Genomic DNA, 26982 nt, shown 5'->3' on the forward strand with positions numbered 1-26982 from the left:
AACTAAACCGACGCTGCTAAGGTTTGCTCTAAAATCGCAACACAGAGCGCATCAAAACTATAACCTACCGCTTGAGCAGCCTTTGGTACTAAAGAGTGGCTGGTCATACCTGGGACGGTATTCACTTCTAACAACCAGAAATTGCCTTGTTCATCCTGCATTGCATCAATACGCCCCCACCCTTCGGCACCAACGGCTTGGAAAGCACGCAAGCAAAGAGCCTGTAATGTCTTTTCTTCTGCTTCACTCAATCCACATGGAATACCATATTCCACATCATTGCGTTGGTATTTTGCTTCATAGTCATAAAATGCGACATCAGCAGGTGGTTGTAGGCGAATCACAGGCAAAGGCTGACCATTTAAAAATGAAATGGTAAATTCACGTCCTGTAATCCATTTTTCGGCCATCACCACTGCATCATGTGCTGTGGCTTTTGCAATTGCAGCAGCAAAGTCTTCGGTTTTTTCAACTTTACTCATCCCAACACTAGAGCCTTCATGTACAGGCTTGATAATCACTGGCAAACCAAGATCAGCAATCACTGCATCTAAATCAGTGTCTTTCGTAATGATACGATATGGCGCTGTTGGTAAATCGCTACCCTGCCAAATTTGCTTGGTTTTGACTTTATCCATCCCAATCGCTGAACCTTGTACGCCAGTGCCTGTGTACGGAATATTCAGCCATTCAAGCACACCTTGAATCTGACCATCTTCTCCGCCACGACCATGCAACACAATAAAAGCGCGATCATAAGCAACCAGCTCAGTCACACTACGCTCTTGAGGGTCAAATGCCTCAGCTTGTACACCCGAACGCAACAATGCCTCTAGCACAGCCTGACCACTGTCTAATGACACAGCTCGCTCAGCTGACTTCCCACCCAATAACACAGCAACTTTGCCGAATTTTGCAGCATTTGACACGTTTATATCCTTAAAAAAACTTCATATATTCTATTAAATCCCTCCCCGCCTCCCTTTTCAAAGGGAGGAGTTCCCCCTTTAACAAAGGGGGTTAGGGGGATTCGGCATACAGACGATGCTGAGCCAATTCTACCGAAATTGCACCAACGTTACCCGCACCTTGTGTTAATAACAGGTCATTGCCTTGTAACACTTTTTGTAGAACACTCGGTAAATTTCCATCAACAGGGTCAACCAAAATCGGTTCAACCTCACCACGCAAACGTATACTGCGTGCCAGTGCTCGACTATCTGCGCCAACAATCGGTTTTTCACCTGCCGAATAAACTTCCAATAATAACAATTGGTCCACTTGTGACAACACTTCCACAAAGTCATCAAAACAATCACGTGTACGGCTGTAACGATGCGGTTGGAACAACATCACCAAACGACGATCTGGATGACTGGCACGTGCTGCTTTAATCGTCGCCTCAACTTCTTTTGGATGATGACCATAATCATCAACCAACTTCACGAGGCCATCGCCCACTTCAAACTCACCCTGAACTTGGAAACGACGCCCGACGCCACTAAACCCAGCCAATGCACGGCAGATTGCGTCATCAGAAACGCCTTCATCTGTTGCCACACCAATTGCTGCAAGCGCATTCAAGACATTGTGTAAACCGGGCTGATTCACGGTCACACGCAATGGCTCACGATCTTTGCGCAACACAGTGAAATGTGAACGCATGCCATCCTGCTCAACGTCGATTGCACGAATATCGTTATCTTCATCAAAACCATAGGTTAAGACTGGGCGACCAACTCGCGGTAAAATCTCACGAATATTGGCATCATCACCACAAACAACAGCCAAACCGTAGAACGGCAAATTATGGAGGAATTGAATAAACGTATCTTTTAACTTATCAAAACTACCTTCATAGGTATCCATGTGATCCGCATCAATATTGGTCACAATCGCTGCCATTGGCTGTAAATACAAGAATGATGCATCTGACTCATCCGCCTCAGCCACAATGATACGGCTATCACCCAGCGCTGCATTGACACCGGTGCTATTCAACAATCCACCAATCACATAGGTTGGGTCGAGATTGCCTTCCGCCAACATGGTAGTCAACAAGCTGGTTGTTGTCGTTTTACCATGCGTGCCCGCCACTGCAATCCCGTGACGATAACGCATAAGCTCACCCAACATTTCAGCGCGGCGCACAATCGGAGTACGTTGTTCAATCGCTGCTTTTACTTCAGGATTTTCAGGATCAATCGCCGTCGACACCACCAGTACATCAGCATGTTTAATATTGTCAGCAGTGTGACCGATATAAACTTTAATGTTATTCGCTTCGAGCTGTGCCGTAGTTTTCGAAGCTTTGATATCAGAACCAGATACTTTATAGCCTTGGTTACTCAACACTTCAGCAATACCGCACATCCCCGCACCACCAATACCAACAAAGTGGATATGTTTAATACGGCGCATTTCTGGCACTTTAATCAGCTTTTTGGCTTGGTTTGGACTTGTTGGAGACATAAATAAACTCGAATTACAATTTTTGAATCAGATCAACCACATGCTGCGTTGCATTTGGTTGCGCCTGTTGACGTGCTTTGATTGCCATTTCAGAGAGTAGCTGGCGGTTGAGCAGATGCCCAAACAACTCATCCAAAGCCGCTGGTGTCATCTCCGCTTGCTGGCAAATCTTGGCAGCCCCCACATTTGCTAAAAATTTTGCATTTGCTGTTTGGTGATCATCGACCGCGATCGGTAAAGGAACAAAAACTGCTGCAAGTCCCGCAGTTGCCACCTCAGTGACTGTTAAGGCACCTGCACGACAAATAATCAAATCTGCTTCACTATAGGCTTTCGCCATATCATGAATAAATGGTTCAACCGTAACATTTAGACCTTCAGGTGCATCCTGATAACGTGCACGCGTTGCATCTTGTTGGTTTTGACCACATTGATGAAACACATTCAAAGATACATTGACCTTTTTTAAGGCTTCAGGCAATCGCTCATTCAGCGCTTGTGCTCCCAACGATCCCCCAACAATCAAAATATTCAATGCTTGCTGTTCTTGTTCACGGGTTTGGTAGCGCCATGAAGGATTTAATATTGCAGTGATCTCAGCGCGGACAGGATTTCCCGTAGTCACCACTTTATCACTGGTCGGGAAAGTATTTGGAAAAGCCTGACACACGGTTGTGGCAATACGTGCCAATTGGGTATTGGTAAAACCTGCAATCGCATTTTGTTCATGGATTAAAATAGGAATACCCAAAATACGAGCAGCTAATCCCCCTGGACCTGCAACATAACCACCAAAACCAGCAACCGCATCAATATTGAGCTGCTTCATGTAGCGCATCGCGCTGAATGTTGCTTTTAAAATTTTAAACGGTGCGCTGAGCTTACGCAGTAAACCATTACCACGTACACCTTGAATATCAATTTGATAAATTGGAATATTTTGATCTTTGAGCAACCGATTTTCCATTCCCGCAGGCGTTGCTAACCACGAGACTTGACAGCCTTCTTGTTGAAGTTGTTTGGCAACAGCAAGTGCAGGAAAAACATGTCCGCCAGTACCTGCAGCCATCATCAAGACATGTTTAGGTTTGTTGTGTGGTGAATTGGTCACGGTCTAATTCTTCAACTCAAAAAAGAAGGTTATCGTCTATTGTTTTCGGGCGTTATTTTAATCCTAAAGCTTCATTCACGAAAAGCGAATTTCACTTGTTTACAACAGAAAGCTCGGCTTTTTTCAATTGTTTGCTAAAAACACGATGATGTCTACATTGAATTGCCTATTTAGTACCAAGTTCGGTAAAAATTCACATGGGCAATTCGGTCAAAAATATAGGGGCTGTTAACATTTCAGCCCCTCATTTTTTAGTGTGTACGACCCGCTTCGAGCACAGCAAAAAGATCATCCGCAATCGAAGTACCATATTGCGCGTCAATTTCACGAATACAGGTTGGGCTGGTCACATTAATTTCAGTGACATAATTACCAATCACATCTAAACCGACAAAAACCAAACCTTTTTCACGCAAGAAAGGACCGACTTTTGCCGCAATCAATTTATCATTTTCAGTGAGTGGTCGCGCCTGCCCCAAACCACCTGCCGCTAAATTACCACGCACTTCACCATTTTGCGGAATTCGCGCTAAGCAATAGGGAATCGGTTCACCATTGACCATCAAGATCCGCTTATCCCCTTCTACAATTTCTGGAATATAGCGTTGTGCCATGATTGGGCGCGTACCCAATTCAGTCAACATTTCTAAAGTCGAACCGATATTCACACCATCTTGGTATAAACGGAAAATCCCAGTTCCTCCCATACCATCAAGTGGCTTTACGATCACATCGCCATGCTCAGTAATAAACTCACGAATTAAGCTTTGCTGTGACGTCACTAGCGTTGGCACTTGTAACTCTGGAAATTGGGTCGCAAACAGCTTTTCATTACAATCACGCAGCGATTGCGGTTTGTTAATAATCCACGCGCCTTCACGTTCAGCTTGTTCCAAGATATAAGTGGTATAGACAAAGTTCATATCAAATGGTGGGTCTTTACGCATCAATACCACATCATAGTCAGCCAATGACTCTTTGCGCTGCTCACCCAACTCATAATAATGATCGTAATCTTCAAAGACTTTAAGCGGTGCAATCAAACCAAACGCTTTACCTTGGTCGATATATAAATCGTGTTGTAATGCATAACCCAGCTCATGTCCGCGACGACTAGCCGCCCATAACATGGCCATCGTGGAATCTTTCTTGAGATTCACCGTTTCTATTGGGTCCATCACGACAAGTACACGCATAATCTGACGCTCGTATTTTTAAATCTTGGCAAAAAGTATAGCGAAGTTCGTCGCTGATCGTGCAACAAGTTGTGTAATTATTAAACCCAAAAAATTCCAATTGATTCAGATGACTACATCAGGTTTATTTTAAAGAAGATTTTTATCTTTCATTATAAATAAAAAAATTACTGGCAAATGATTTCATCGCCAGTAATTCGTGCAACATTCGCTTTCAGCGTCGAATTAAGCCAAAAGTTTTTGAATATCTTTGCCAATTTTTTCAGGTTTGGTCGTTGGAGAATAACGTTTAATCACTTCGCCATTTTGATTAATCAAAAACTTGGTGAAATTCCATTTGATGCTTTCACTACCTAAAATACCTTTGGCTTCTGAGGTGAGGTATTTATAAATCGGATGTGCATTTGAGCCATTCACATCAACTTTGGCAAACATTGGAAATGATACGCCATAGTTGCGCTGACAGAAGCTGCCAATTTCTTCATTGCTTGATGGGTCTTGATTAGCAAACTGGTTACATGGGAAGCCTAAAATCACCAAACCTTGTTGTTGATAATCTTGATATAGCTTCTCAAGCCCTTCAAATTGTGGGGTTAAGCCACACTGACTTGCAGTGTTCACCACCAATAAAACTTTGCCTTGATAGTCTGCAAGGTTCTTTTGCTCGCCTTCTAACAATTGTGCCTGAAAATCATAAATTGTGGTCATACAACATCTCACTCTGATTCAATCAATCTTATTTACCTAATCGCTGTTTGCATTTATTCAGCTGCCAATATTAATATTGCACACAATTATCTTGCATGCAAGTTAATTATGCGCAATATACTTTTGCTGTTAATCAAACTATACTGTGATTTCACAAAGATGACGTTGAGGAGCAAAGCATGACTGAATTTTCTTACTTGGATAATCAAGTGTGTTTTGCGATGTATTCCGCGACTAATGCAATGATTCGTCAATATCGCCCACTACTTCAGGAATATGATCTGACCTACCCGCAATTTATTGTATTGTTGGCTTTGTATGAAAAAGACAATGTGACGTTGTCTGAAATTGGACAAAAGACCTTTTTTGATTCGGGAACGCTGACGCCAATTATTAAAAAACTCGAAGAAAAACAGTTTTTAAAGCGTGTTGCGGTGAAAGAGGATGAGCGTATGAAAAAGGTGATCTTGCTAGAAAAAGCGCTGTCGGCAAAAGATGAAATTACCTTAATTCCTTTTAAACTCGCCTGCTCTTTGGGTGTTGATCCGAATGATTTGGTGGCAATTCATAATCTATGCCATCGTTTTTTAAAGGGTTTGGAACACTCTAAACTTGAAAGTTTGAGTGAATAAATGCAACAAGCCATTGTTGGATTTCACCTCGATGATGAGAATCATTGGGTTGCTGATCTCGCTTGTGGTCATATGCAGCATGTGTGCCATGGCAAAATCGCTCTTGAGTGTTGACTGAACAAGGTAAAACAAAAAAACTTTCTAATATTAAGTACAAAACACATGAAATAATTTAATCTAAATAATTGACTTCAATATGATTGAATCAAAAATGCATAGATATTCTTGCATTTAAAAAAGGAATGACTTATTGAAGTAACTAATAAGTCATTAAAATAACCGTTTAGATATTGATCGAGCTACCAAGAAAATATTTAAGACGACAACATAATTTCTTTTAAGCCGACATTATCCATAATATAGGGCACCCATTTACTATCAGGAGAACCACCATGATGCTTATAAAATACTTCAGCACGATGATTTCCTGCCATGACATCCCATTTTAATCTCGCTCCACCTTGAGCTAGAGTCCAAGCTGCAACATGATGTAACAAGGCAGCTCCAAAACCCTTTCCTCTATGACGAGCATCCACGAAAAGTTCTTTCAAAATAATAGTTGGCCGTAAATCATAGGTGAAAGGAATAATCAATCCAACTGCGTAACCAACAATTCCGTCTATGCCCACGGCAACAAAGATATAGCATTCAGGGTAATCACCAAATGCACGTTCTAATAATGATTTTTCATCGATTTTAAATTCATCGATGTACTCCTCAAACTCTGCTAGTAACCTCATTTGCTTGATTAAATCAGGCACGTCACTTGGTTGAGCTGGGCGAACGGCAATAGAATGCTTTAACATTCACAAGAAATCCCTTCGGTTCTTGGCGAATTATTCTCCCCATCCAAAGAGAGTCCTTCATCAAGCCATCCTGCCACACCACCAATCATTTCTTTCACTGAAAACCCCAAGCTTGCCAAACGAACTGCTGCTCGGTGTACTCCATTACAATGGGGTCCAGCACAGTAGACCACAAATAATGTGTCTTGAGCATATTCAGCCATTCGTGCAGCAGTAATTGTACGAGTTGGAATATTAATAGCACCAGGCACATGAGCTTTAACGAATACTTCACTAGACCTAACGTCTACCAAGACATAATCAATATTACCTAATTGTTGGCTATGAAAAACATCAGAGCAGTCCGTCTCGAATGCTAAGCGCTGACTGAAATGCTTTAGGGCTTCAAAATGAGTTGCTGGTGGTATTTCACTGATTAAGCTAGACATAATAAAACTCCTTATTTGAAAGTGTTTTAATTGTAGGAAGTCATATTATTTTGATAAAGTGGCGTATTAGACAGTGATCGGTAGTTTTCCGCCAATGTTAAATGAACCTGGTTTAGTTGCTGTTCTAGCCTATGATGGGCTATGTACATTTGAATTCGGCATTGCTATGGAGATATTTGGGCTATCACGACCAGAGTTCAATTTTCCATGGTATAGCCATAGAATAGTAGCTGTGGATGCATGTCCAATGCGAGCTTCTGGTGGTATGCAAATCATAACTGACTTTAACTTGGAATCCCTTATCGATGCTCAAACTATTATCATTCCAGGGTGGCGTAATCGAGATGAAAACCCACCAAAGGCTTTGATAGAAGCATTGTGTATCGCCCATGAACGTGGGGCTCGATTGCTCTCTATTTGTTCTGGTGTATTCGTACTCGCCGCAACAGGTTTATTGGATGGACAACGTGCCACCACCCACTGGAAATATACTCATGAACTCGCAACTCGCTATCCTAGTATTGAAGTAGATCCCAATGTTCTTTATGTGGACAATGGCCAACTTATTACCTCTGCAGGTAGCGCCGCAGGTATTGATGCCTGTCTACATCTCGTAAGCAGAGATTTTGGTACGCATATCGCCAACACGGTAGCTAGACGCTTGGTCATGGCACCTCAGCGCTCTGGAGGACAAACGCAATTTATTCCTACACCTGTTGCAAAAAAAACTCGTGATGATCTAGCCCTTGTGCTGGAATGGGTGCTTCGACACCTAGATAGTCCTATTTCAGTGAAGCACATGGCGGATAAAGCTCTAATGAGCGAACGAACATTCCTTCGTCGTTTCAGAGATGCAACTGGTGTAGCGCCAAAAGCATGGTTACTGCAAGCACGTATAAATCTTGCCCGGGACCTATTAGAAAGCAGCTCTTTGAGTAATCAAAAAATTGCAGAAAGTTGTGGTTTTGCTTCCGTAGAAAGTTTTCGGACAGCCTTTCGAAAGGCGGTAGGATTAGCACCTATGTCATATCGCAAGCAATTTGGTAGTCACTGATTATTTTAAAATATACACATTAATATTTTAAAATAAGCCGTCCTATGGATCAGCACACTGGAACAGCTTTTTCTTCACTTTTCAGCTTCCATACTTATTTTTAAACACAACTTACCCAAATTGATTAATTAGCCTAAACACAAAACTCTCTTATTTTTTCCTAATAACTAAACTTAATCCTTGACCTCAAGCTAAGTTGAGCTTTTATAGTTGCCTTTTAATCCTAAATACTTGGGAAGAGTGATGAGCGATTCGAATAAAACATTTCTCATATATGGTGTTAGTAAAGGTTTAGGAAAAGCGATCGTTCAAGCTGTACCAAAACCAACAGATACCATCTATGGCGTATCTCGCACCCAACCACAAGAAATTCAAAATTTAAACTGGATCTGTACCGATCTTTCCGAACCTGAACAAGCTGTAAGTGACGTAAAAACAGCAATTGGACAGCAAAAAGTTGATGTGCTGATTTACAATGTCGGTATTTGGGAACAACAAGCTTTTAGCGACAACTATAATTTTGAAAATGTTCCTGCTACTGAAATCAACCAAATCATCAATACCAATATCATCACCTGTATCCAATCCATTCAATCATTACTTGAAAATCTAAAGCGCTCTGACAATGCCAAAATCATTCTGATCGGTTCAACTTGGGGTGTTGAAAATCATAACGGCAAAGAACTTGTTTTCTCCGCCACCAAATTTGCATTAAGAGGTATTGCACAATCACTACGAGAAATCTTACGTGAACACTTGATTGGGGTCAGTGTGCTTAATCTAGGCTATCTTGCCAGTGGATATGAGATAGAAAAACCTGTTGAAGAAATTTTAGAAGAAACGGAATATTCACTAATCCCATTAGCAGATGTTATTCATGCGATTAATTTTATTATTTCAACCAGTAAAGCTGCCTGTGTTAAAGAAATTTTGATGCCTGCGATGTTAGATCAGAATGTTTAGTTTTATAGATTTTTTAATACTGAGTTGAATAACTCTCCTTTCTCTAGCTTTTTCCACTAGACTTTGGAAGTTTACGTTGAGCAATGATATCGCTCAACGTAAGTATTTAGATAATTGTGTTTAACATTGATAGTTAAAATTTTAAAAACAGTCTTATGCCGAGTCTGAACTCATTAAATGAATCTTTAGCAGCCTCAAAAAAACCTCTATTTTCAAAAGACTTTATGTAAGCAGCTCTATAAATAAGCCATAACTCCAGCATAAAAACTAAAAAAAACAAGCTTAAACAAATATTAGTCACTAATTGGGTATCACCCATAAATAGAACTAAAAATATTTGGAAAATAAAAATTATAATTCCCGATGGGATAAGAAATACCAAATTAAAAAATAAATAATAAGGTAATGTCCAAAATAGAAGTGATACAAAAGGCATGATAATTCTCAGTTTTTTCCAATTATAAACAACAATTTGTATTAAAAATACTTTTTATCGCAAAATATATTTTAAATAATCTATTTTTTCTAGAATTAGTGTAAATAAACGAACAAAAAAGGAAGCCTTCGCTTCCTTTTCTCTTACACCTAAAACTTAGATACCATATTTTTCACGATAAGCCTGCATATTTGCCAATGCTTCTTTCTCGCCTTTTGCATCCAAGTAATCCATCAAATCTTTCATTGTGATTAAAGCATGCACTGGGATTTCAAGTTCTTTTTGCACTTCCTGAATCGCAGAAAGCTCACCTTGACCACGTTCTTGACGGTCTAATGCAACCAACACCCCTGCAATCGTTGCACCTGCATTTTTTAAGATGGTCACAACTTCACGAATCGCAGTCCCCGCGGTGATCACATCATCAATGATCCAGACTTTTTGACCTACAACTGATGCACCAACCAACACACCACCTTCACCATGATCTTTGGCTTCTTTACGATTAAAGCCCCAAGGTACACTCTTGCCATGTACTTGAGACAATGCCACTGCTGTTGCTGCAACAAAAGGAATACCTTTGTACGCTGGACCAAAAATCACTTCAACATTGTCACACTGAACCAATTTATCCGCATAGCCGTGAGCTAACAAAGACAATGCTTCACCATCATTGAGCAAACCTGCGTTAAAGAAATAAGGACTGACACGACCTGATTTTAAGGTAAACTCACCAAATTTAAGCACACCACGTGATAATGCGAGTTCGATAAAAGCTTGCGGATGAAATGACACAGGCGTTGTCATATAAGGTGCTCCAAATTCTTCAATTGAGGTTAAACAGACGTATGATACCAAAGGATAGCTATCCAAGTGATGTAAAAATTCTTCGAGTCGTTTCAATTAACGTGAATGGACTGCGTGCATCCGTAACCAAAGGACTCTTGGAATGGTTAGAACAGTCCGATGCGGATGTGGTCTGTATGCAAGAAAGCCGTATCACTCATGAACAATGGACTGATAAATTTAGACCAGAAGGTTGGTACACACACCTATTCCCTGCTGAACGTGCTGGTTATGCAGGTACAGCCATCTATAGCCGTCTACCATTTGTTTCAGTCACCAATGGTTTAGGCTTCGAACTGGCAGACTCTCAAGGTCGTTTTATTACCGCTGAATTTGATTTAGGACTGTCACATCCTGTTCATATTGCCTCGTTATACTTACCTTCAGGATCAAGTGGTGATGAAGCGCAAGCACGTAAAGATGTATTTCTCGAAGAATACGCAAAAATACTAAAACAATGGCGTGACGAGAATAAATCAATCATCGTGTGTGGTGACTACAATATCGTACACAAGCGTATTGATATTAAAAACTGGTCAGGTAACCAGAAGTCATCAGGCGTGTTACCGCATGAACGTGCATGGCTCGATCATATTTATGATGAATTGGGTTATGTTGATACCTTCCGTGAAGTACGACCTGAAGCAGAGTTGTACTCATGGTGGTCAAATCGCGGTCAAGCGCGTGCAAAAAATGTCGGTTGGCGTATCGACTACCATGCATGCTCTCCAGATTGGAAAGCGCGTACTGCAAATGCATGGGTCTATAAAGAACAATGGTTTAGTGACCATGCCCCTGTGATTATCGACTACAAAATACACGAATAAGTGAACACTTGTTCACTTTGGTCGCTTCTTTAGCTTACATATCATGTCGCTTTTTGTGTATTTTTATTTAACAACTGTGACGGCATTATAGCACCACGGCACAGGGAAGCGGTCAGGATGACCACAAAGGGATAGGACGCCGTAGGAAGATAAAATAAACTTAGTTTAAGTTTATTTGCAAGGATGAGACATTGGACGTTGAAATGAGACCCGCATGATCAGGATGATTAAATGCGGGTTTTCTCTTTTCTGAATATACAATTTTATCGATTTTCCCCTTCGCATTCAGCGCAAAGAACCAATCTACTTATCACCTACTCGATTGACACTTATTAATACCCTACATCGATCAACTTAATAAAAAAATTCGGCTGGCAAATCACATCGCTTTTCAGTTAGGCTGTGAAGAAGATGATTCACTGTTTTTGATGGTTTGAGTATGTTTAAAATTTACGGTATTAAAAATTGTAATTCGATGAAAAAAGCGTTTGATGCACTACAAGCCAAGGGTATTGATTACCAGTTTCATGATTATAAAAAACAAGGTATTGATGCTGAAACTTTAGAGATTTGGTTAAAGGAAATCGGTGCAGATAAAGTCCTTAATAAAAAAGGTACAACATGGCGTAAATTAACAGCAGATGAACAAGCGCATGCAAGCAGTAGCGAGCAAAACCTGATTGAGACTTTAATTGCACAGCCAAGTTTGATTAAACGTCCTGTATTAGAAACCCCGCAAGGTTTTATCATTGGCTTTGATGAAACAACGTATCAAAACCTATCGGCTTAGAATAGACATTAAAAAACCGAGTTCACATTAGGCGAACTCGGTTTTTTTATTCAACTAATCAACTTAGTTAGAACGCACCCAAGTTTGGTTACGACCAAGTGCTGCAACGCCGATATAACCGCGTAATTTCAGCTTTTGACCACCATCGGTAAGCTCTGCTTTAAGCTTATAAGTTTTACCATTTTTTGGATCTACGATAGAACCACCATCATAATTTACGCCACCTACATTTTTAAGGTTACGTACAATCGTTACGCCATTCAATGATTTGTTATGAAATGGACCTTCACATTTCGTACAAACACTTTCCTGACCTGGGACTAAATACTTCTGAATCGATGCAGATAATGAACCGTCCTTTTGTTCAGTAAACTTGACGATCGCTTTGGGTTGCTTGGTTTCATCGTCAATCGTTTGCCACACGCTACCGTGTAATGCGTCCGCTGCATTGGCAAATGCTGTCAAACTAAACAATCCTAGTGCTAAAGCAATTTTCTTCATTTTTGTAATATCCTTAATGGGTCTTTTAAGACTAAGAGTATTGAAAACTTCCATCAATATTGCAATTCTTGATTGTGACTATTAGGTACAACCTGATCAGGTGCAAAACACCGTACAGAACGCCATTGTATAGGTCTTAAAATCAAGTACTCTCTTAGTTGTATACTGCTCTAACAATATGGAAAAATTATGAAATTTGGTACTGTTTGGAAATATTATTTTACTGAATCCCTACTCAAAGCGACCATCCGGACACCAAGTCAATTCAATTTAGCACCGAATGCTTTACGTCCGCTATTAGACCAACTGTGTCGCTTATTCCCACAAAACCCAAACGCGCGAATCCGTCCTCTACGTTTGGCTGGCGTACGTGGTGAGGAAATCAAAACCAAAGCAACAGCAACACAGTTAATTTTCCATATTCATGGCGGCGCATTTTTCTTAGGTAGCCTCAATACACATCGGGCATTGATGACCGATATCGCTGACAGTACCCAAATGCAAGTCATCCATATTGATTATCCATTAGCACCAGAACATCCTTTTCCTGAAGCGATTGATGCAATTTTTGATGTTTACCAAGCGTTACTGGTGCAAGGGATTAAACCCAAAGATATTATTATTTCAGGTGATTCTTGTGGGGCGAATCTTGCACTCGCGCTGTGCTTACGTTTAAAGCAACAACCTGAGCTGATGCCAAGTGGCTTGATTTTAATGTCTCCTTATTTGGATTTAACCCTCACCAGTGAATCGCTACGCTTTAATCAAAAACACGATGCATTACTGTCGATAGAAGCCTTACAAGCGGGAATTAATCATTATCTGACTGCAGATATTCAAGCTGATGATCCTCGTGTCTCTCCTTTATTTGATGATTTAACGGGCTTACCACCAACATTGGTTCAAGTCGGATCTAAAGAGATCTTATTGGATGATTCCAAGCGTTTCCGCGAAAAAGCAGAGCAAGCCGATGTTAAAGTGATTTTCAAACTCTATACAGGCATGTGGCATAATTTTCAAATGTTCAACGCTTGGTTTCCAGAAGCAAAACAAGCATTGGCAGATATTGCAACTTTTGCACAACGGATTGATCGTGACTGAGTCCTTTGGGTTTTGTGTAAAAAATGGTCAGCTATGGCTGACCATTGTCATACTTAATTTATTTTTGTCATCATAAAATAAAATTGATCGATTATTTAGATCATACTCTATTTTTCTAAAAATTTTTCCCGTTCTGATTTGCACTCAAAGCTTAGAAGCAGACTTTCTTCGCATTCCAAAGATGCTATTGTTAGTTATATACGCATTTGATCAACATTTTGATGTCAAATTTACATTTATAAAGTTTCTTAGGAATCTCATTGCATAAAAGGATGCATGCCAATGACGAAGATTCATTTTAAGAGGACGGCGAATCGAGAGAAATGGAGTTTCTCACAGCTTTGGGAACATGAACCACTGATCAACTGGAACATGTTAAAGAAGTCGATTCTGCTACTGATCCTTGCTGCCTTTATGACCCTTTTCGGGATCGTTTGGGATGTACTGGTATTACTCAATCCAGTGACATGGCAATGGGTCAATTTACCGTTGATTTGGTCTAAACTTTGGACCAATTTGATTATGTTTTTTGTCTTTTTGGGCCTGATTGTTCCCTGTTATCTTTTTAAAGATCGGGCTTGGGCGTCTGAAGTTATTCCTATCTTAACCGTCCAATTGTTTACAGCACTGCTGTGTCATACCAGCTATTTAATTGGAAGCTTTAGCCCTGCCACGATGGTGGTTTATGTCAGTGTCGTCGCTGTTGGCTTAGTCCTGTTTAATCGTAAAATGATTTACTGTGCACTTATTCCTGCAACGATTGCATTGTTATTCTGCAATATTTTAAGTTTATATGGTGTGCTCCAGTACGCACCATTATTTAATCCAAAGATTTTGAATCAAGCCGAGATGCACCCATTTTGGGTGGGGAGCATGTTGTTTTTCCTGCTGCCTATTTTAATCGCTTGTTTATTCTTATTTGAGATCTTACTCACCCAATGGCGTACTCGCGAAACTGCCATTCAAGCACTTAGTCGCCTTGATCCTCTTACCAATGTTATGAATCGACGTAGTATTAGTAACCATTTGGAGAAACTAAATAAACAGCCAAATTCATTTTATTCGGTGGTGCTACTTGATCTAGATCATTTCAAAAATATTAATGATGAATTTGGTCATAGCATGGGCGATCAAGTTTTGGTGCATGTCGCAAAGTGCCTTTCAAACAATGTCCGTGATCAGGATCTGATTGGTCGCTTTGGTGGAGAGGAGTTCATTTTATTATTACCCAATACCACAGCAATCCAAGCCAAGAATGTTGCTGAACGTTGTCGATTAGCAATTGCTGACATGTGTTTTATTGCTGAGGATCAACAACAATTTTCTGTCAGTGCGAGTTTTGGGATCAGTAGCTCGCTCAATGCGAATGAACCACACTTAGTTGTCAGTCAGGCCGATCAAGCACTTTATGCCGTGAAAGCATCAGGAAGAAATAATATTCAGATTTTTGGAGATCTTTTGGCAGAGTAATGCAGAAGGGAAATTACTTTCTGCACGACATTCTCAGTCATTTAATCCCGCAGATATACGTCACGATTTTGACGGTACGGCTCATCAAAAGGAACAAACATTTGTTCTTGCTTCGCGTCAGCAATCCACTGTCGAACCGATGGCAAGGCCAAGATTTTTTGCATGTAAGCTTGGCTTGATGCAGAGACAGGCAGCTTGAAACACACAAAGCGCATGACTACAGGTGCATAAAATGCATCAGCGATACTAAACTCACCACATAAAAAGCTGTCTTCACTTGGACGCTCTGACCAGATCTGATCAATTCGTGCAACTTCAGCGCGCAACTGCTCATGCTCAGCCCACAATTGCTCACCAATATGGGTCAGATCAGCTTCAATATTCATCGGGCAAAGATTACGTAAGTTTTGAAAACTGCTATGCATTTCAGCGCTAATGCAACGCGCTCTAGCACGTAATTTCTGATCTTGCGGCAACAGTTTTTTCTCAGGCTGCTGTTCAGCTACATATTCACAAATAGCTAAACTATCCCAAACCGTAATATCTGCATCGACTAGAGTAGGTACTTTTCCTGTTGGATTGAGCTTTAAGATTTCTGTCTTAAACTGGCTGTCTGGTTCAAAGCTATCAAATTGAATTAAATGCTCATGAAAATCAATGCCTGCTTGTTTTAATAAAATCCAAGGGCGCATTGACCATGTTGAGTAATTTTTATTACCAATAAAGAGCGTATACATCGTTATGATTTCCCCTCAAATAAAGCCAGTTGTTGGAGTAACTCCGTTTTTTTAAATGCGCCAGTTAAACGTAATGAACGGAGTTCTTGTTGTTGCGCGTTTAAGAATAAATAAGTGGGTGGACCTAAAATATCCCATTGCTTTAACAAAGCTTGATGAGAATCATCATACTGACTCAAATCCAACTTAATTAAATAATACGGCGCTAAAGCTTGCTGCACTTCTGCATCTTTTAAAATACGATGTTCAATAGGTTGACATGCCACACACCAATCAGCATATACATCAATAACAATCCCACGATCTTTCGGTGCATTGGCAAGAATATGTTGAAACTCATCTGCTGTTTTGGCGACATGCCATTCAGCTAGTTTGTCTGCCTGAACTGAATTTAAATTTTGAATATGTTGATATTGATTGAATACAAGCCAAGGTGTCGTGATCATCAATAAGACAATATAAAGCCATTTCAGTTTACTGTTCTGTGCCAACAAACGAGAGGCGGCATAAATAATAAATGCTAAACCAAGGATTAGACTGAGAATTTGTAATGCCAACTCAGGTAATAATGGACGAATAAAATAAAGACTCAAAGCCAACATTAAAAAGGCAAAAATTACCTTAATTTGATGCATCCACTCCCCTGCTTTTGGCAACACTCGTGCACCTAAAACTGTAGCCAATAACAGTGGTATCCCCATCCCAAAGCCCAAGGTAAATAGCAATAATGCACCTTGCCATTGGTTCTGTGTTTGCGAAATAAATAGCAACACACCGGCAAGAGGAGCTGTCATGCAAGGGCCAACCAATAACGCCGAAATCATGCCCATGACACTCGCACCGACCAGCGTCCCACCTTTTTGTGAGGCTTGCAGATGATCCAGTCGATTTACCCATTTCTGTGGTATTTTCAATTCAAATAAACCAAACAGGTTTAAAGCAAACACCACAAATAACAGACTAAATGCGATCAAGGTGGCAGGTTGTTGTAACCAACGTTGGAAATTCAACCCAGCAGCGGAAGCAATAAGCCCCAGTAGAGCATAGATCATTGCCATACTGACTACAAAAGTCAGCGCTATTGCCCAAGCTTTGACCCCTTTATTTTCACGCACAATAAGTGACGTCAAAATCGGTAGCATGGGGAGTGAGCAAGGTGTAAAGGCCAGTAAAATACCTAAGCCTAAAAATAAAACAATGCTATACAACAATGAATGCTGTGCTAAACGACTCGACCATTTTTGGTCTTGTGCCATTTGCCCTGCCTCATTGGATGAACTTATTGCAGATGCTTGCTCTTGATCAGAAATATCTGCCAGATCGGGGCGTTGCGTATTGATTGCATTGGCAGAGCGAGCGACATCAAGAAAGCGCTTTTGTGCGTTTGGACTGAGGTTTTGTGTATTTACAAGACCATTGGCATCCGTATCAAATGCGATTGTTTGTGGCGGATAACAAATACGATCTTTGGCACATCCCTGCCATGTCACTTGATAGTGTTGAGATGCTTGTGTAGGAATCTCAAATGCAAGCTCATCATAGTACACTTGGCTATGACCATAATTTTCATCATATTGGTCCTTCGCCTTAGGTAAGTTTAAAGCAACAGGCTGATTGCCTTGCTTCACCTCAAACTTATGCTGATATAAATAATAATTTGGTTGAATTTCCCAATGTAATCGAGCTTGATCTGCACGAGATGATTCTACGGAAAATACAAATGCATCCTCAGGATTTAACAGTTGCGCGGAAAGATTCTCTTGGGCGTGGGTAAAACTCCCACATAACAACAGTAAACTACCAAGAAAGTAACGCACCAGTTCGCTACTGTAGCCACCCTGAGCATAGATTTTCATTCAGATTTCTCTTTTATCAACCCAATACTCCCGATGAGAAATGCAGGGATTCACGGGAGATTGAGAAGTGACATGGATTAAAATAAAACGGAAACGCCTAAACCACCGTTATAGCTTCGCGCATTGCCTTCTAAATCGACACCCACACTGGCATCGAGCTGCATACGATTGTTCACTGCATAAATCAGACCTGTACCCAGCCCATATTCATAATCTTGGCTTTCTGCTTTACGATAAATAAACTCTGAATATCCAGACAATTTTCCAGCAATTTTATAATCAATGGTTGGAATTGCAGTCACAGCCCAATTGCTGTTTTGCGCTTCGTAACGCATGGTAATCGAGGTACCAATGAGGTCACTAAACTCATAAGCCACCGCCGAAGTGAGGCTATAGATATCATCATGGGCAGTAAATTCGTCATTTCCTGTCGCAAGAATCGCTTCAGCTAACAATGCCATGCTCAGACGGTCATCTTTTAAATTAATCGCTTTTTTCAAACCGATGCTGACATCACCTAAACCATTGTTTTCTTTAGTTGCACCCGCACGCTTGTGTTGCTGCCAAACAGGACCTTGCCAACCCAACTGAAGCTCTAACCCTTTCGCTAAACCTGTACGTAACAACATATCGCCATTTAAGGTTAAAGTTTTTTCCTTTACCCCATCAATTGTTTGTTGCTGATAACTTGCGGTTGGCAGACCTTGTTCCCAAGCTAGTTGACCAACTGGTGTAATGCCTGTACCTATGCCAGCGCCAGGACGATCAAAAGAAAATTCATTCGCAAAGGCTGAACTTGCTAGCATTGATAGCGCGATCAAGCTTAATGTTTGACGTTGTTTCATCATTATCCCCTTTTATTCAATCGGCTAAACTCAAGTTGCTAGCTCTTTTGACATTTTTGCACCATGTTCCCGTAACAGTTCAAGTGTTGTACGTTCCTCTGCCAACGCCTGTGACCAGTCAATTTCATCAAAATCACAATCAAAGAAAAGCTGACTAATCGAGGATAAAATCGTAAGACCCTCTTCATCACGCGTATTTGGGTCAACTTTTTCATCTAGTAAACGCTTGACCACTGGTGCACATGCTGAACTTGCGGCATCCCACAATGGTCCATAAAACTCTTCCGCATCCCAAAGATGTAAATTCGCTTTGGCTTGAATCAGCGCATCTAAAATATCTAAGTAGACTTGAAGTTGTTGTTGTTTTTCAGTTTCAGTCAGTGGTTGATTAGCTTCATATGCTTCACAGATGGTTTCCCACCATGTAAATAATCCATCACATATCACCGAAACGGGTGGTCCTTGTTCAGGATCGATAAAATTTGGGTCGAGTCCCTCAGCCAGTAAAAATCGCACTTGGTCTAAATCGAGTTGTTGTATGGCTTGCACCAAGGCCTGCTGCTGATTGCTTAACATGACCAATTCTCACAATATATTTAATGGTTCTATTATGCCGAATATCCCGACAGGTTTTTATAAAACGATCTAAAAATCATGTATAAATTTGATACAGGCAAAAAAAAAGCCCAACTTCTGGGCTTTTTCTAAGTTGTTACTAAGATGCTTCATCATCTACGTCAACAAATTCAGGTAAACCACCTCGATGATGATCTTTTTTCTCATAGAGATGTTCCAGACTACGTTTTAATTTATCAATCGCACCATGAATAGAATGATCAATATTTGCAGCTTTGTGTGTTACTGCAACAGGCTTCATTCCTGCTGGACGGGCTTCGATCATACAGCGTTTGTCATGTTCGCCCGTTTTGTCCCCATTTTCATCACTAATATGAACCGAAAAGTGTGTAATACGCTCGCTATAACGTTGGAATTCTTGTGTCAGCTCTTCACGAACATAACTAATTAAACGTTCACTACCTTGAATGTTTTTATCTGTACGGATTTCAATATTCATAAATATCTTCCTCTCTTTTCTGTGAGACGGTTCTACAAAATTATCTTATTGAGCACACTTTTGAGCATGCATTCATTCAACGCAGTTGTATATTTTGTTTATGTAAATGCTTGTCGTCTCCTTGCTTTACATGTGTTGCTTTTCAGTATGAAAGAAGATCTTCTATGATTCCAATATCCGTCCATAATGAAAAATATGCAAGCTGATTTTTGACATTTTTATTAAAACTTGAGCAAAAAATAGTTAAATGACATGCAACTCCCTTTGATTTTCAGCACTACAATTCTTTTGAGCATTTGGTCAAATTTGGCTTTATTTTTGCTTGATTCCTTGTATGCTTTACACGCCTTTCAGGGGGGATTTTTTAAATGCAATTGAAACAACTTGCGGCAACATGTTTATTGGTATCTACAGCAGCTTTTACTCAAGCAAAACCGATCTGGCAAGATTTTAGCCTCACTGGTTTATACGGCGAAAACTATGAAGTTGTTGATGAAAAGCAAACAACTTTAACGGTTGAATACGCAGCAAAAGTAAAATATGCCGATGTATTTTTCTTCATGGATCGTATGCGTGGTAGTGACGACCATAAAAGCACTTATTTCGAGCTTTCACCGCGTTTTAGTCTAGGTGAAATTTCTGGTCAAAAATTAGCTTTCGGTCCAGTCAAAGACGTATTGATTTCAACAACATGGGAAAGCAACAATGATGATTTCTCTAGTTTTGATAACTTCTTATATGGCGTAGGCTTTGATCTTGATCTTCCATATTTCCAATATGCAAATATCAATTTCTACCGTGCAAACAATGAGAAAACAGCTGATGACTACCAGCTTACTTTTGTCTATGCATTGCCATTTAAACTCTCAACTGAAGAGTTCTTAGTCGATGGCTTCCTTGACTGGTCAACAGCTGAAAAAGATCACGCCAGTGAACTCAACTGGACCACACAGTACAAGTGGAATGTGGGTAAACACATTTCGCCTGAAACACGCTTATATTTAGGTGTCGAGCATTCAGTTTGGAATAATAAATTTGGTATCAAAGGCAGCGACGAAAACAACGTTAGCGCTTTGATCAAATATCATTTCTAAATTGGTCAAATCGTTAAAAACAGCAAGCTCAGTCTTGCTGTTTTTTTTTGATATGTAGAATAAAATAATCAAATCTATTTATTTAAATTTAAGATGTCATTTACTACCGTGACAGGCGACATGGATGTCGCCTTGTTGAGTTGCGGTATCAGGATGTACCGTCAACTCAACAGAAGATTTTTGTTACTTTTGATCTTTCAAAAGTAAGAGATTCCCTATACACAAACAATCCGCCTCATCATAATCTATGCGGCAGTAACACAATGTGAAATAAAATCAATTCACTGATTCGAATTCATCTTCCACCTAATTCAACCTATAACCTATGCCTATTTCTACTCAATTTATGCCTCACATATTCAATAAGTATTACAAGATTCGCTTGGCAACAATTCATGATCTTGAGCAAATTATCACCATTTACAACCATGAAATCATCACGGGTACAGCCAACTGGAATGATCAAGCCGTTTCCCTGACAGACTATCAGCAACGCTTCCAAGATTTACAACAGCAGCTATTTCCGATGATTGTGGTTGAAGATCAGCATCTGAAAAAAATTGCGGGTTATGCCTATTATTCAGCATTCCGTTCGATTAGTGGTTACCGACACAGCGTTGAACATTCAGTGTTTATTGACCCAAGTTATGCACGCCAAGGGCTTGGTAAAGCCTTGATGCAACAACTGATTCATCTTGCGACTCAACAGCATATGCATATGATGGTGGCTGCCATAGATAGTGAGAATCAGGGTTCAATCGTGCTCCACGAGCAACTTGGATTCATCCAAACAGGCTATATGCCTCAAATCGGACAAAAATTTGGACAATGGCGTGATTTAGTCCTGATGCAACTACAATTAAATACGCCATAAAAATTTAACAATACAGCACTGCTGTCCTGTGATTTGGCTGGTTAGAATGACAATTATCCGAGTCTATAAAGATAAATAAGATGAGAAAAATATCACTATATATAGCGATAAGTAGCGCATTTGCAGTTACCACAAGTTTTGCCGAATCATCTTATCAACAAGAATTACAACAAGGCTGTGCCAAAGTCAAAAATTATGCGCAGGTAGGAAAGAGGTTTTATGACCAGAAACAATATGCTAAGGCAGCAAAACAATTTGAGAATCAAGCCGCATGGGCACACTTCTGCCAACTGAATGCAGAAGAAAGTGGGATCAAGATTACTGGCCGAGATGTTGAAATTGCAAATAATAATGTAGGACTCAGTTATGCCAAATTGGGTAAACCGCAATGGGCAAGAGTCTGGTTTTTACGAGATAAAGATTCTAAAACCAGTCAATACAACTTAAAACAATTACCCAAACCCCAATTATCGACTGATCTACAAGGAAACTATGTCCGCGCCAATGGTTTTGGGCAATGGGATTACATTACGGTTAAAAAGCAACTGAATCGATATCTTATTGATTTTGAAGGTTACTATTTTGGACTGCGTGGACTTATTTATGGTCCAAACCTAGGTTCATTTGAAACCACGATGCCAATTACTGCAAAACAGGCCAATTATCGTTACGAAGACTGTCAAATCAAACTGCAATTTCTGAATGACCCACAGCATGGACCAAAGATTGAGGTGGAGCAAAATAATGGTGCTTCAACCTGTGGCTTTGGACACAATGTCTATGCAGGTGGGACATTTTATAAAGTGGAAAATAAATAATTAAAAGCCTCTTACGAGGCTTTTATTAAATCGCAACCAACTCCCGAATCCCCTTTTCAGGCATATCCGTACCTTGTCCTTGTGCAATCACCTGGCCACGTGCCATGACGGTATAATTATCAGCAAGTTCTTCAGCGAAATCATAGAACTGCTCAACCAACACAATTGCCATCTCCCCCTGATCTGCCAATTTACGAATCACTCGACCAATATCTTTAATAATCGAGGGTTGAATCCCTTCAGTTGGCTCATCCAAAATCAAAACCCGAGGTTCAGAGGCCAAAGCTCTAGCAATAGCGAGCTGCTGTTGCTGACCACCTGACAAATCACCACCACGGCGATGCTTCATTTCATCTAAAACAGGAAAAATATCATAGAGATGACTCGGTACTTTTCGGGTTTTAGCCCCTGAAAATTTCGCCATTCCAATTAAGATATTTTCCTCTACTGTCAAAGTCGAAAATATATCTCGTCCTTGTGGCACATAAGCCAAGCCTGCACGTACTCGTTGCTCAGGTGACATCTTGGCGATATCTTTTCCATCTAATAAAATCTGTCCTGATTTAATCGGCAAAATCCCCATTAAGCACTTTAATAATGTGGTTTTACCCACGCCATTACGCCCAAGAACCACACTGCATTCCCCTACAGGCGCGGATAAAGACACATCACGCAGAATATGACTGCCACCATAAAACTGGTTAATTTGTTTCACTTCTAACATGGCAGTCTCCTAGCGTCCTAAATACTTTTCAATCACATCTTCATTGGCTTGTACCTCTGCCAATGTACCCTCTGCTAAGATTGCACCTTGCGCTAAGACCGTAACTTTCTCACTGATGGTGTCAATAAAGCTCATATCATGTTCAACCACAACTAACGTGTGATTCTTTTTAAGTTCTAAACATAGTTCGGCTGTTCGTTCAGTTTCTGCATCCGTCATCCCCGCCACAGGTTCATCCAATAAAATTAGTTTTGGTCGCTGCATCAATAACATACCGATTTCTAACCATTGCTTCTGACCATGGGACAATAACCCTGCGGGCTTTTGTACAAATTCCTTTAAACGAATTTGCTCCAAACTTTCATCTAGTGCCAACTGCGCTTCTGGATCAAGTCGGCTAAACAAGCTTTTTTTCACTCGCTTATCTCGTGGCGCAGCCAGCAATAAGTTTTCCATCACGGTGAAATTTTCAAACACAGTGGGTTTTTGAAATTTCCGTCCAATGCCCACTTCAGCAATTTGCTCGGTGCTCATTTTGGCAAGATCATAGTTTTGCCCGAAAAATGCTGTGCCTGTGGTTGGACGGGTTTTGCCTGTAATCACATCCATCAACGTGGTTTTACCTGCACCATTTGGCCCGATAATGCAACGCAACTCACCCTCTGCGATATATAGCGATAAATCATTTAAAGCACGAAATGAATCAAACCAAACACTAACTTTTTCTAAATACAAGGCAATACCATGACTAAAGTCTGCACCTTGTGTTTTGGCGCGTCCGTAGCCCTCACCCAGTTGACCACCATGTTGAGCTGAGTTGTTGTGTAAATCACTCATTTAATTACGCTCCTTTTTAAAGCGGTCAAACAAACCAATGACACCTTTAGGAAGGAATAAAGTCACCACAATAAATAATGCGCCCAAAATCAGCAGCCATGCTTCAGGTGCAGCTACCGTGAAATAGGTTTTAGCGGCATTGATCAGACCTGCACCTAAAATTGGGCCAATCAAGGTACCACGCCCACCCGCAGCAACCCACACGGCCATTTCAATTGAGTTGACAGGATTCATTTCACTCGGATTGATGATGCCAACTTGCGGTACATAGAGTGCACCTGCAATCCCTGCGATCACAGCCGAAAGCACCCATGCTGACAGTTTGTACCACAGCGTGCGATAACCTAAATATTGCAAACGGTTTTCACTGTCACGGATTGCACCGAGTACACGACCATAAGGACGGTTCATCAACTGACGTAATCCAATAAAGCACAGCATCAACATCAAAGCAGTTACAAAACATAAGGTGGCACGCATCGGTGCAGAGGTAATATCAAAACCCAATAAGGTTTTAAAACCTGTGAAACCATTGTTTCCGCCAAAGCCTGTTTCGTTACGGAAGAACAAGAGTGCTGCGGCAAACACCATTGCCTGAGTAATAATCGAGAAATACACTCCTTTGATTTTCGAGCGAAATGCAAAGAAACCAAAAATAAAGGCCACAATTCCAGGGACTAAAATCACCAGTGCCATTGCCCAGAGAATATGTTCTGTTCCTGTCCAATACCACGGCAATTCAGTCCAACTGAGAAACCGCATAAAATCGGGTAAGCCATCGCCTGCGGATTGGCGCATCAGATACATGCCAAAAGCATAACCACCCAGTGCGAAGTACAAACCATGCCCTAAACTCAAAATACCGGCATAGCCCCACACCAAATCCAATGCCAATGCCACTAAAGCAAGGCACATAATTTTGCCAATCAAGGTGACCCAATACGCGGATAAGTAAAATGCTGAATCCGGAGGGAGCAGGTGCAGCCATGGTAAAAGTAGCAACACCCCGAAACACAGACCGATTGCAACCGCACTGTATGGCTGATCTGAAAACATTGTTGTCATTTTCATTGGCTTACTCCACAAAACGGCCTTTGATGGCAAACAAACCTTGTGGACGTTTTTGGATAAACAAAATCACAAGTACCAGTAGAATAATTTTTGCCAATACAGCACCCATGCCGATTTCCAACACCGTGCCACTGATCCCTAAACCAAGTGCTGCCAAAACTGCGCCCCACACTTGCCCCACACCACCGACGACCACCACGAGGAAAGCATCGATAATGTAGTTCTGTCCAAGATCAGGTCCCACATTTCCCACTTGTGCCAGCGCACAACCTGCCAAGCCAGCCAAACCAGAACCGAGACCAAAAGCCATCATATCGATACGCGCTGAACGAATCCCTACTGCACGCGCCATCTGACGGTTTTGTGTGACGGCACGAACGAATAATCCGAAACGGGTTTTATTGAGTAAGAACACCAACAACAGTAAAACTGCAATGGTGAATGCAATAATCGCAATGCGGTTATAAGGCAACATTAAACTCGGCGTAAGTGCAATACCACCACTGAGCCATGACACATTCGAAACTTCGACATTTTGTGCACCAAAAACCATACGTACCAATTGCATCAAAATCAGACTGACACCAAAAGTCGCCAATAAGGTCTCAAGTTGACGACCATATAAAGGACGGATCACCGTACGTTCAATCAGCATGCCGATCAGCGCACTAACAAGGAATGCAGCAGGAATCGCAGCCAGTAAATACCAATCGACTAAACCAACAAAATGGGTTTTGAAAAAGCTTTGTACAACGTAAGTGGTATATGCACCAATCATGATCAATTCGCCATGTGCCATATTAATGACACCCAGCAACCCGTAGGTAATAGCGAGACCAAGTGCTGCAAGCAATAAAATACTGGCGGTGCTTAAACCTGAAAACACATGTCCAGACCATTCACTGGCTTGTATTCTGGTTTTAATTTTACTCTTGGCATCCAACAAAGCCGTTTGTAATTCTTGGTTGGCAATCGGCTGCTCTAAGGTTTGCTCAATCATTGCCAATACATCAGGGCGATTCGATTCAGCGAGAACATTGACCGCCGCAATTTTTCCAAATACATCTGCATCATTAAACTCTAAGCGTGCTTTAAGTTGTGCTAAGCGTGCTTTGACTTTGTTGTTGCTCTCGTTGAGATAGAGTTGCTTGACCATTGCGACATCAATTTCAGCCAAGTTATTTTCCAAAATATCAACGGCTGCCAAACGCTGTGATGCATCTTCTGAATTGAGTTTCACTTTGGCTTGCCCGAAATTAAGCGCTTTGCGTAAGGTATTGACCAAAGTAACTTGAGATAAATCGGCGGGCCAATCTTCCAATACCTGTTTGGCAGGATAACTGAGTAAGACCTCATCATTTTGTAAAATGTAAGTCTGTCCCGCACGATCGGTATACAACTCATTTTGGTCAATATACGCAACCAGTTGGTCCAGTTGTTCAATACTGGCTGGCCACTGATTCAACATCGCACGACGTGTTGCAAAATCACCTTTCACAAAGCTTTGAATCGCATCTTGGCTTGCAACAGGCGTTATCACTGAAGAGGTGGTTGCTAGAGGATCTTGCTCTGCCCATGCAAGACTACAAAAAAAATGTGTCATCACGCAGAGCAATGCTAAAACATAGTGTTTTGCCATACGACTCGCCCTTATGGATCGTAGATTTTACGAAGAACCGAAAAAGAAAATGAAGAAACCTGCCATCGAAA

28 protein-coding genes and 1 pseudogene are annotated in these 26982 nt (G+C 40.8%); 11 read left to right on the forward strand and 18 right to left on the reverse strand.

Annotation, left to right across the window (positions count from 1 at the left end; genetic code table 11):
• Positions 1-2 precede the first annotated feature (2 nt).
• From AAC851_RS08425 to AAC851_RS08445, 5 genes are all read right to left on the reverse strand, one after another.
• Entirely contained in the window at positions 3-929 is a 927-nt protein-coding gene (locus AAC851_RS08425) for a D-alanine--D-alanine ligase (RefSeq protein ID WP_004641558.1), read from the reverse strand.
• Positions 930-1020: 91 nt separating this feature from the next.
• Positions 1021-2472: a UDP-N-acetylmuramate--L-alanine ligase gene (murC, locus tag AAC851_RS08430; protein WP_160126799.1), complete on the reverse strand. Its 1452-nt coding sequence runs from the start codon at positions 2470-2472 to the stop codon at positions 1021-1023.
• A gap of 13 nt (positions 2473-2485) precedes the next feature.
• The gene (gene murG, locus AAC851_RS08435) at positions 2486-3583 is read right to left on the reverse strand and encodes an undecaprenyldiphospho-muramoylpentapeptide beta-N-acetylglucosaminyltransferase (RefSeq protein ID WP_160140335.1); all 1098 of its coding nucleotides are present in this window, start codon (positions 3581-3583) and stop codon (positions 2486-2488) included.
• 251 nt (positions 3584-3834) lie between these two features.
• Positions 3835-4779, reverse strand: coding sequence for a glutathione synthase (gene gshB, locus AAC851_RS08440; protein ID WP_134251238.1), 945 nt, complete (start codon positions 4777-4779; stop codon positions 3835-3837).
• Positions 4780-5004: 225 nt separating this feature from the next.
• The gene (locus AAC851_RS08445) at positions 5005-5487 is read right to left on the reverse strand and encodes a glutathione peroxidase (RefSeq protein ID WP_340600758.1); all 483 of its coding nucleotides are present in this window, start codon (positions 5485-5487) and stop codon (positions 5005-5007) included.
• A 179-nt stretch (positions 5488-5666) separates the two neighbouring features.
• Between AAC851_RS08445 and AAC851_RS08450 the strand changes: the two genes are divergently transcribed.
• Together AAC851_RS08450 and AAC851_RS08455 are read left to right on the forward strand one after the other, a co-directional pair.
• Entirely contained in the window at positions 5667-6119 is a 453-nt protein-coding gene (locus AAC851_RS08450) for a MarR family winged helix-turn-helix transcriptional regulator (protein WP_340600759.1), read from the forward strand.
• Positions 6120-6223: pseudogene (locus tag AAC851_RS08455) on the forward strand (DUF3565 domain-containing protein); the annotation flags it as partial.
• 210 nt (positions 6224-6433) lie between these two features.
• Here AAC851_RS08455 and AAC851_RS08460 read toward each other — a convergent pair.
• Complete coding sequence (locus tag AAC851_RS08460; RefSeq protein WP_340600760.1) at positions 6434-6925, reverse strand: GNAT family N-acetyltransferase; 492 nt, start codon at positions 6923-6925, stop codon at positions 6434-6436.
• Complete coding sequence (locus AAC851_RS08465) at positions 6919-7353, reverse strand: rhodanese-like domain-containing protein (RefSeq protein ID WP_262569041.1); 435 nt, start codon at positions 7351-7353, stop codon at positions 6919-6921. Before AAC851_RS08465 ends, AAC851_RS08460 begins: the two co-directional genes overlap by 7 nt.
• A gap of 73 nt (positions 7354-7426) precedes the next feature.
• Here AAC851_RS08465 and ftrA point away from each other — a divergent pair, with 73 nt between their 5' ends.
• Together ftrA and AAC851_RS08475 are read left to right on the forward strand one after the other, a co-directional pair.
• Positions 7427-8407, forward strand: coding sequence for a transcriptional regulator FtrA (gene ftrA, locus AAC851_RS08470; protein ID WP_335982615.1), 981 nt, complete (start codon positions 7427-7429; stop codon positions 8405-8407).
• 243 nt (positions 8408-8650) lie between these two features.
• Complete coding sequence (locus AAC851_RS08475) at positions 8651-9370, forward strand: SDR family oxidoreductase (protein WP_340600761.1); 720 nt, start codon at positions 8651-8653, stop codon at positions 9368-9370.
• A 592-nt stretch (positions 9371-9962) separates the two neighbouring features.
• On the opposite strand, the gene pyrE is transcribed toward AAC851_RS08475, so the two are convergent.
• On the reverse strand, positions 9963-10613 hold the full coding sequence (pyrE, locus tag AAC851_RS08480) for an orotate phosphoribosyltransferase (RefSeq protein ID WP_340600762.1): 651 nt from the start codon (positions 10611-10613) through the stop codon (positions 9963-9965).
• A gap of 41 nt (positions 10614-10654) precedes the next feature.
• Here pyrE and AAC851_RS08485 point away from each other — a divergent pair, with 41 nt between their 5' ends.
• Together AAC851_RS08485 and AAC851_RS08490 are read left to right on the forward strand one after the other, a co-directional pair.
• The gene (locus AAC851_RS08485; protein ID WP_153568388.1) at positions 10655-11479 is read left to right on the forward strand and encodes an exodeoxyribonuclease III; all 825 of its coding nucleotides are present in this window, start codon (positions 10655-10657) and stop codon (positions 11477-11479) included.
• Between the two features lie 439 nt (positions 11480-11918).
• The gene (locus tag AAC851_RS08490; RefSeq protein ID WP_340600763.1) at positions 11919-12269 is read left to right on the forward strand and encodes an arsenate reductase; all 351 of its coding nucleotides are present in this window, start codon (positions 11919-11921) and stop codon (positions 12267-12269) included.
• A 63-nt stretch (positions 12270-12332) separates the two neighbouring features.
• Here AAC851_RS08490 and AAC851_RS08495 read toward each other — a convergent pair whose 3' ends face one another.
• A complete protein-coding gene (locus AAC851_RS08495) occupies positions 12333-12770 on the reverse strand; it encodes a DUF2147 domain-containing protein (protein WP_005087215.1) in 438 nt (145 codons plus the stop codon).
• Positions 12771-12959: 189 nt separating this feature from the next.
• Here AAC851_RS08495 and AAC851_RS08500 point away from each other — a divergent pair, with 189 nt between their 5' ends.
• Positions 12960-13871 carry an alpha/beta hydrolase gene (locus tag AAC851_RS08500; protein ID WP_005087216.1) on the forward strand — a complete coding sequence of 304 codons (912 nt, stop codon included), beginning with the start codon at positions 12960-12962 and terminating at the stop codon, positions 13869-13871.
• 282 nt (positions 13872-14153) lie between these two features.
• The gene (locus AAC851_RS08505; protein ID WP_017396427.1) at positions 14154-15341 is read left to right on the forward strand and encodes a GGDEF domain-containing protein; all 1188 of its coding nucleotides are present in this window, start codon (positions 14154-14156) and stop codon (positions 15339-15341) included.
• A 41-nt stretch (positions 15342-15382) separates the two neighbouring features.
• Here the strand turns inward: AAC851_RS08505 and AAC851_RS08510 are convergent, their stop codons facing one another.
• The 5 genes from AAC851_RS08510 to AAC851_RS08530 all read right to left on the reverse strand — a co-directional run bounded on the left by AAC851_RS08510 (position 15383) and on the right by AAC851_RS08530 (position 19854).
• Positions 15383-16078, reverse strand: coding sequence for a glutathione S-transferase family protein (locus tag AAC851_RS08510; protein ID WP_004641589.1), 696 nt, complete (start codon positions 16076-16078; stop codon positions 15383-15385).
• A gap of 2 nt (positions 16079-16080) precedes the next feature.
• The gene (gene dsbD, locus AAC851_RS08515; RefSeq protein ID WP_340600764.1) at positions 16081-17934 is read right to left on the reverse strand and encodes a protein-disulfide reductase DsbD; all 1854 of its coding nucleotides are present in this window, start codon (positions 17932-17934) and stop codon (positions 16081-16083) included.
• A gap of 77 nt (positions 17935-18011) precedes the next feature.
• Entirely contained in the window at positions 18012-18779 is a 768-nt protein-coding gene (locus AAC851_RS08520; RefSeq protein WP_208464655.1) for a transporter, read from the reverse strand.
• A 30-nt stretch (positions 18780-18809) separates the two neighbouring features.
• Positions 18810-19355: an ankyrin repeat domain-containing protein gene (locus AAC851_RS08525; protein WP_005087224.1), complete on the reverse strand. Its 546-nt coding sequence runs from the start codon at positions 19353-19355 to the stop codon at positions 18810-18812.
• 139 nt (positions 19356-19494) lie between these two features.
• Positions 19495-19854 (reverse strand): HPF/RaiA family ribosome-associated protein, encoded by a 360-nt coding sequence (locus tag AAC851_RS08530; RefSeq protein ID WP_004641598.1) that lies wholly within the window; start codon positions 19852-19854, stop codon positions 19495-19497.
• A 368-nt stretch (positions 19855-20222) separates the two neighbouring features.
• On the opposite strand from AAC851_RS08530, the gene AAC851_RS08535 reads away from it, so the two are divergent.
• The 3 genes from AAC851_RS08535 (at position 20223) to AAC851_RS08545 (ending at position 22640) form a co-directional block, all read left to right on the forward strand.
• Positions 20223-20948 (forward strand): outer membrane protein OmpK, encoded by a 726-nt coding sequence (locus AAC851_RS08535; RefSeq protein ID WP_005087226.1) that lies wholly within the window; start codon positions 20223-20225, stop codon positions 20946-20948.
• A gap of 325 nt (positions 20949-21273) precedes the next feature.
• Complete coding sequence (locus tag AAC851_RS08540; protein WP_335962587.1) at positions 21274-21822, forward strand: GNAT family N-acetyltransferase; 549 nt, start codon at positions 21274-21276, stop codon at positions 21820-21822.
• Between the two features lie 80 nt (positions 21823-21902).
• Positions 21903-22640 (forward strand): hypothetical protein, encoded by a 738-nt coding sequence (locus AAC851_RS08545; RefSeq protein ID WP_340600765.1) that lies wholly within the window; start codon positions 21903-21905, stop codon positions 22638-22640.
• A 25-nt stretch (positions 22641-22665) separates the two neighbouring features.
• Here the strand turns inward: AAC851_RS08545 and urtE are convergent, their stop codons facing one another.
• The 4 genes from urtE to urtB are packed head-to-tail and all read right to left on the reverse strand — an operon-like array spanning position 22666 to position 26911.
• Positions 22666-23364 carry an urea ABC transporter ATP-binding subunit UrtE gene (gene urtE / locus AAC851_RS08550; RefSeq protein ID WP_008942126.1) on the reverse strand — a complete coding sequence of 233 codons (699 nt, stop codon included), beginning with the start codon at positions 23362-23364 and terminating at the stop codon, positions 22666-22668.
• Positions 23365-23373: 9 nt separating this feature from the next.
• Entirely contained in the window at positions 23374-24201 is an 828-nt protein-coding gene (gene urtD, locus AAC851_RS08555) for an urea ABC transporter ATP-binding protein UrtD (protein ID WP_004641608.1), read from the reverse strand.
• The gene (urtC, locus tag AAC851_RS08560) at positions 24202-25272 is read right to left on the reverse strand and encodes an urea ABC transporter permease subunit UrtC (RefSeq protein ID WP_262569052.1); all 1071 of its coding nucleotides are present in this window, start codon (positions 25270-25272) and stop codon (positions 24202-24204) included. It abuts the gene before it with no gap.
• 4 nt (positions 25273-25276) lie between these two features.
• Positions 25277-26911: an urea ABC transporter permease subunit UrtB gene (urtB, locus tag AAC851_RS08565; protein WP_445290554.1), complete on the reverse strand. Its 1635-nt coding sequence runs from the start codon at positions 26909-26911 to the stop codon at positions 25277-25279.
• Positions 26912-26982 lie beyond the last annotated feature (71 nt).

The sequence above is a fragment of the Acinetobacter sp. HZNU-JH01 genome (genome assembly GCF_037996845.1).
GTDB classification, from domain to species: domain Bacteria; phylum Pseudomonadota; class Gammaproteobacteria; order Pseudomonadales; family Moraxellaceae; genus Acinetobacter; species Acinetobacter haemolyticus.

Coding starts and splice junctions, on each gene's coding strand:
- murC (WP_160126799.1), bottom strand. CDS start 2,472: ATGTCTCCAACAAGTCCAAACCAAGCCAAAAAGCTGATTAAAGTGCCA.
- gshB (WP_134251238.1), bottom strand. CDS start 4,779: ATGCGTGTACTTGTCGTGATGGACCCAATAGAAACGGTGAATCTCAAG.
- AAC851_RS08445 (WP_340600758.1), bottom strand. CDS start 5,487: ATGACCACAATTTATGATTTTCAGGCACAATTGTTAGAAGGCGAGCAA.
- AAC851_RS08450 (WP_340600759.1), top strand. CDS start 5,667: ATGACTGAATTTTCTTACTTGGATAATCAAGTGTGTTTTGCGATGTAT.
- AAC851_RS08460 (WP_340600760.1), bottom strand. CDS start 6,925: ATGTTAAAGCATTCTATTGCCGTTCGCCCAGCTCAACCAAGTGACGTG.
- AAC851_RS08465 (WP_262569041.1), bottom strand. CDS start 7,353: ATGTCTAGCTTAATCAGTGAAATACCACCAGCAACTCATTTTGAAGCC.
- AAC851_RS08475 (WP_340600761.1), top strand. CDS start 8,651: ATGAGCGATTCGAATAAAACATTTCTCATATATGGTGTTAGTAAAGGT.
- pyrE (WP_340600762.1), bottom strand. CDS start 10,613: ATGACAACGCCTGTGTCATTTCATCCGCAAGCTTTTATCGAACTCGCA.
- AAC851_RS08485 (WP_153568388.1), top strand. CDS start 10,655: ATGATACCAAAGGATAGCTATCCAAGTGATGTAAAAATTCTTCGAGTC.
- AAC851_RS08490 (WP_340600763.1), top strand. CDS start 11,919: ATGTTTAAAATTTACGGTATTAAAAATTGTAATTCGATGAAAAAAGCG.
- AAC851_RS08495 (WP_005087215.1), bottom strand. CDS start 12,770: ATGAAGAAAATTGCTTTAGCACTAGGATTGTTTAGTTTGACAGCATTT.
- AAC851_RS08500 (WP_005087216.1), top strand. CDS start 12,960: ATGAAATTTGGTACTGTTTGGAAATATTATTTTACTGAATCCCTACTC.
- AAC851_RS08505 (WP_017396427.1), top strand. CDS start 14,154: ATGACGAAGATTCATTTTAAGAGGACGGCGAATCGAGAGAAATGGAGT.
- AAC851_RS08510 (WP_004641589.1), bottom strand. CDS start 16,078: ATGTATACGCTCTTTATTGGTAATAAAAATTACTCAACATGGTCAATG.
- dsbD (WP_340600764.1), bottom strand. CDS start 17,934: ATGAAAATCTATGCTCAGGGTGGCTACAGTAGCGAACTGGTGCGTTAC.
- AAC851_RS08520 (WP_208464655.1), bottom strand. CDS start 18,779: ATGAAACAACGTCAAACATTAAGCTTGATCGCGCTATCAATGCTAGCA.
- AAC851_RS08525 (WP_005087224.1), bottom strand. CDS start 19,355: ATGTTAAGCAATCAGCAGCAGGCCTTGGTGCAAGCCATACAACAACTC.
- AAC851_RS08530 (WP_004641598.1), bottom strand. CDS start 19,854: ATGAATATTGAAATCCGTACAGATAAAAACATTCAAGGTAGTGAACGT.
- AAC851_RS08535 (WP_005087226.1), top strand. CDS start 20,223: ATGCAATTGAAACAACTTGCGGCAACATGTTTATTGGTATCTACAGCA.
- AAC851_RS08540 (WP_335962587.1), top strand. CDS start 21,274: ATGCCTATTTCTACTCAATTTATGCCTCACATATTCAATAAGTATTAC.
- AAC851_RS08545 (WP_340600765.1), top strand. CDS start 21,903: ATGAGAAAAATATCACTATATATAGCGATAAGTAGCGCATTTGCAGTT.
- urtE (WP_008942126.1), bottom strand. CDS start 23,364: ATGTTAGAAGTGAAACAAATTAACCAGTTTTATGGTGGCAGTCATATT.
- urtD (WP_004641608.1), bottom strand. CDS start 24,201: ATGAGTGATTTACACAACAACTCAGCTCAACATGGTGGTCAACTGGGT.
- urtC (WP_262569052.1), bottom strand. CDS start 25,272: ATGAAAATGACAACAATGTTTTCAGATCAGCCATACAGTGCGGTTGCA.
- urtB (WP_445290554.1), bottom strand. CDS start 26,911: ATGGCAAAACACTATGTTTTAGCATTGCTCTGCGTGATGACACATTTT.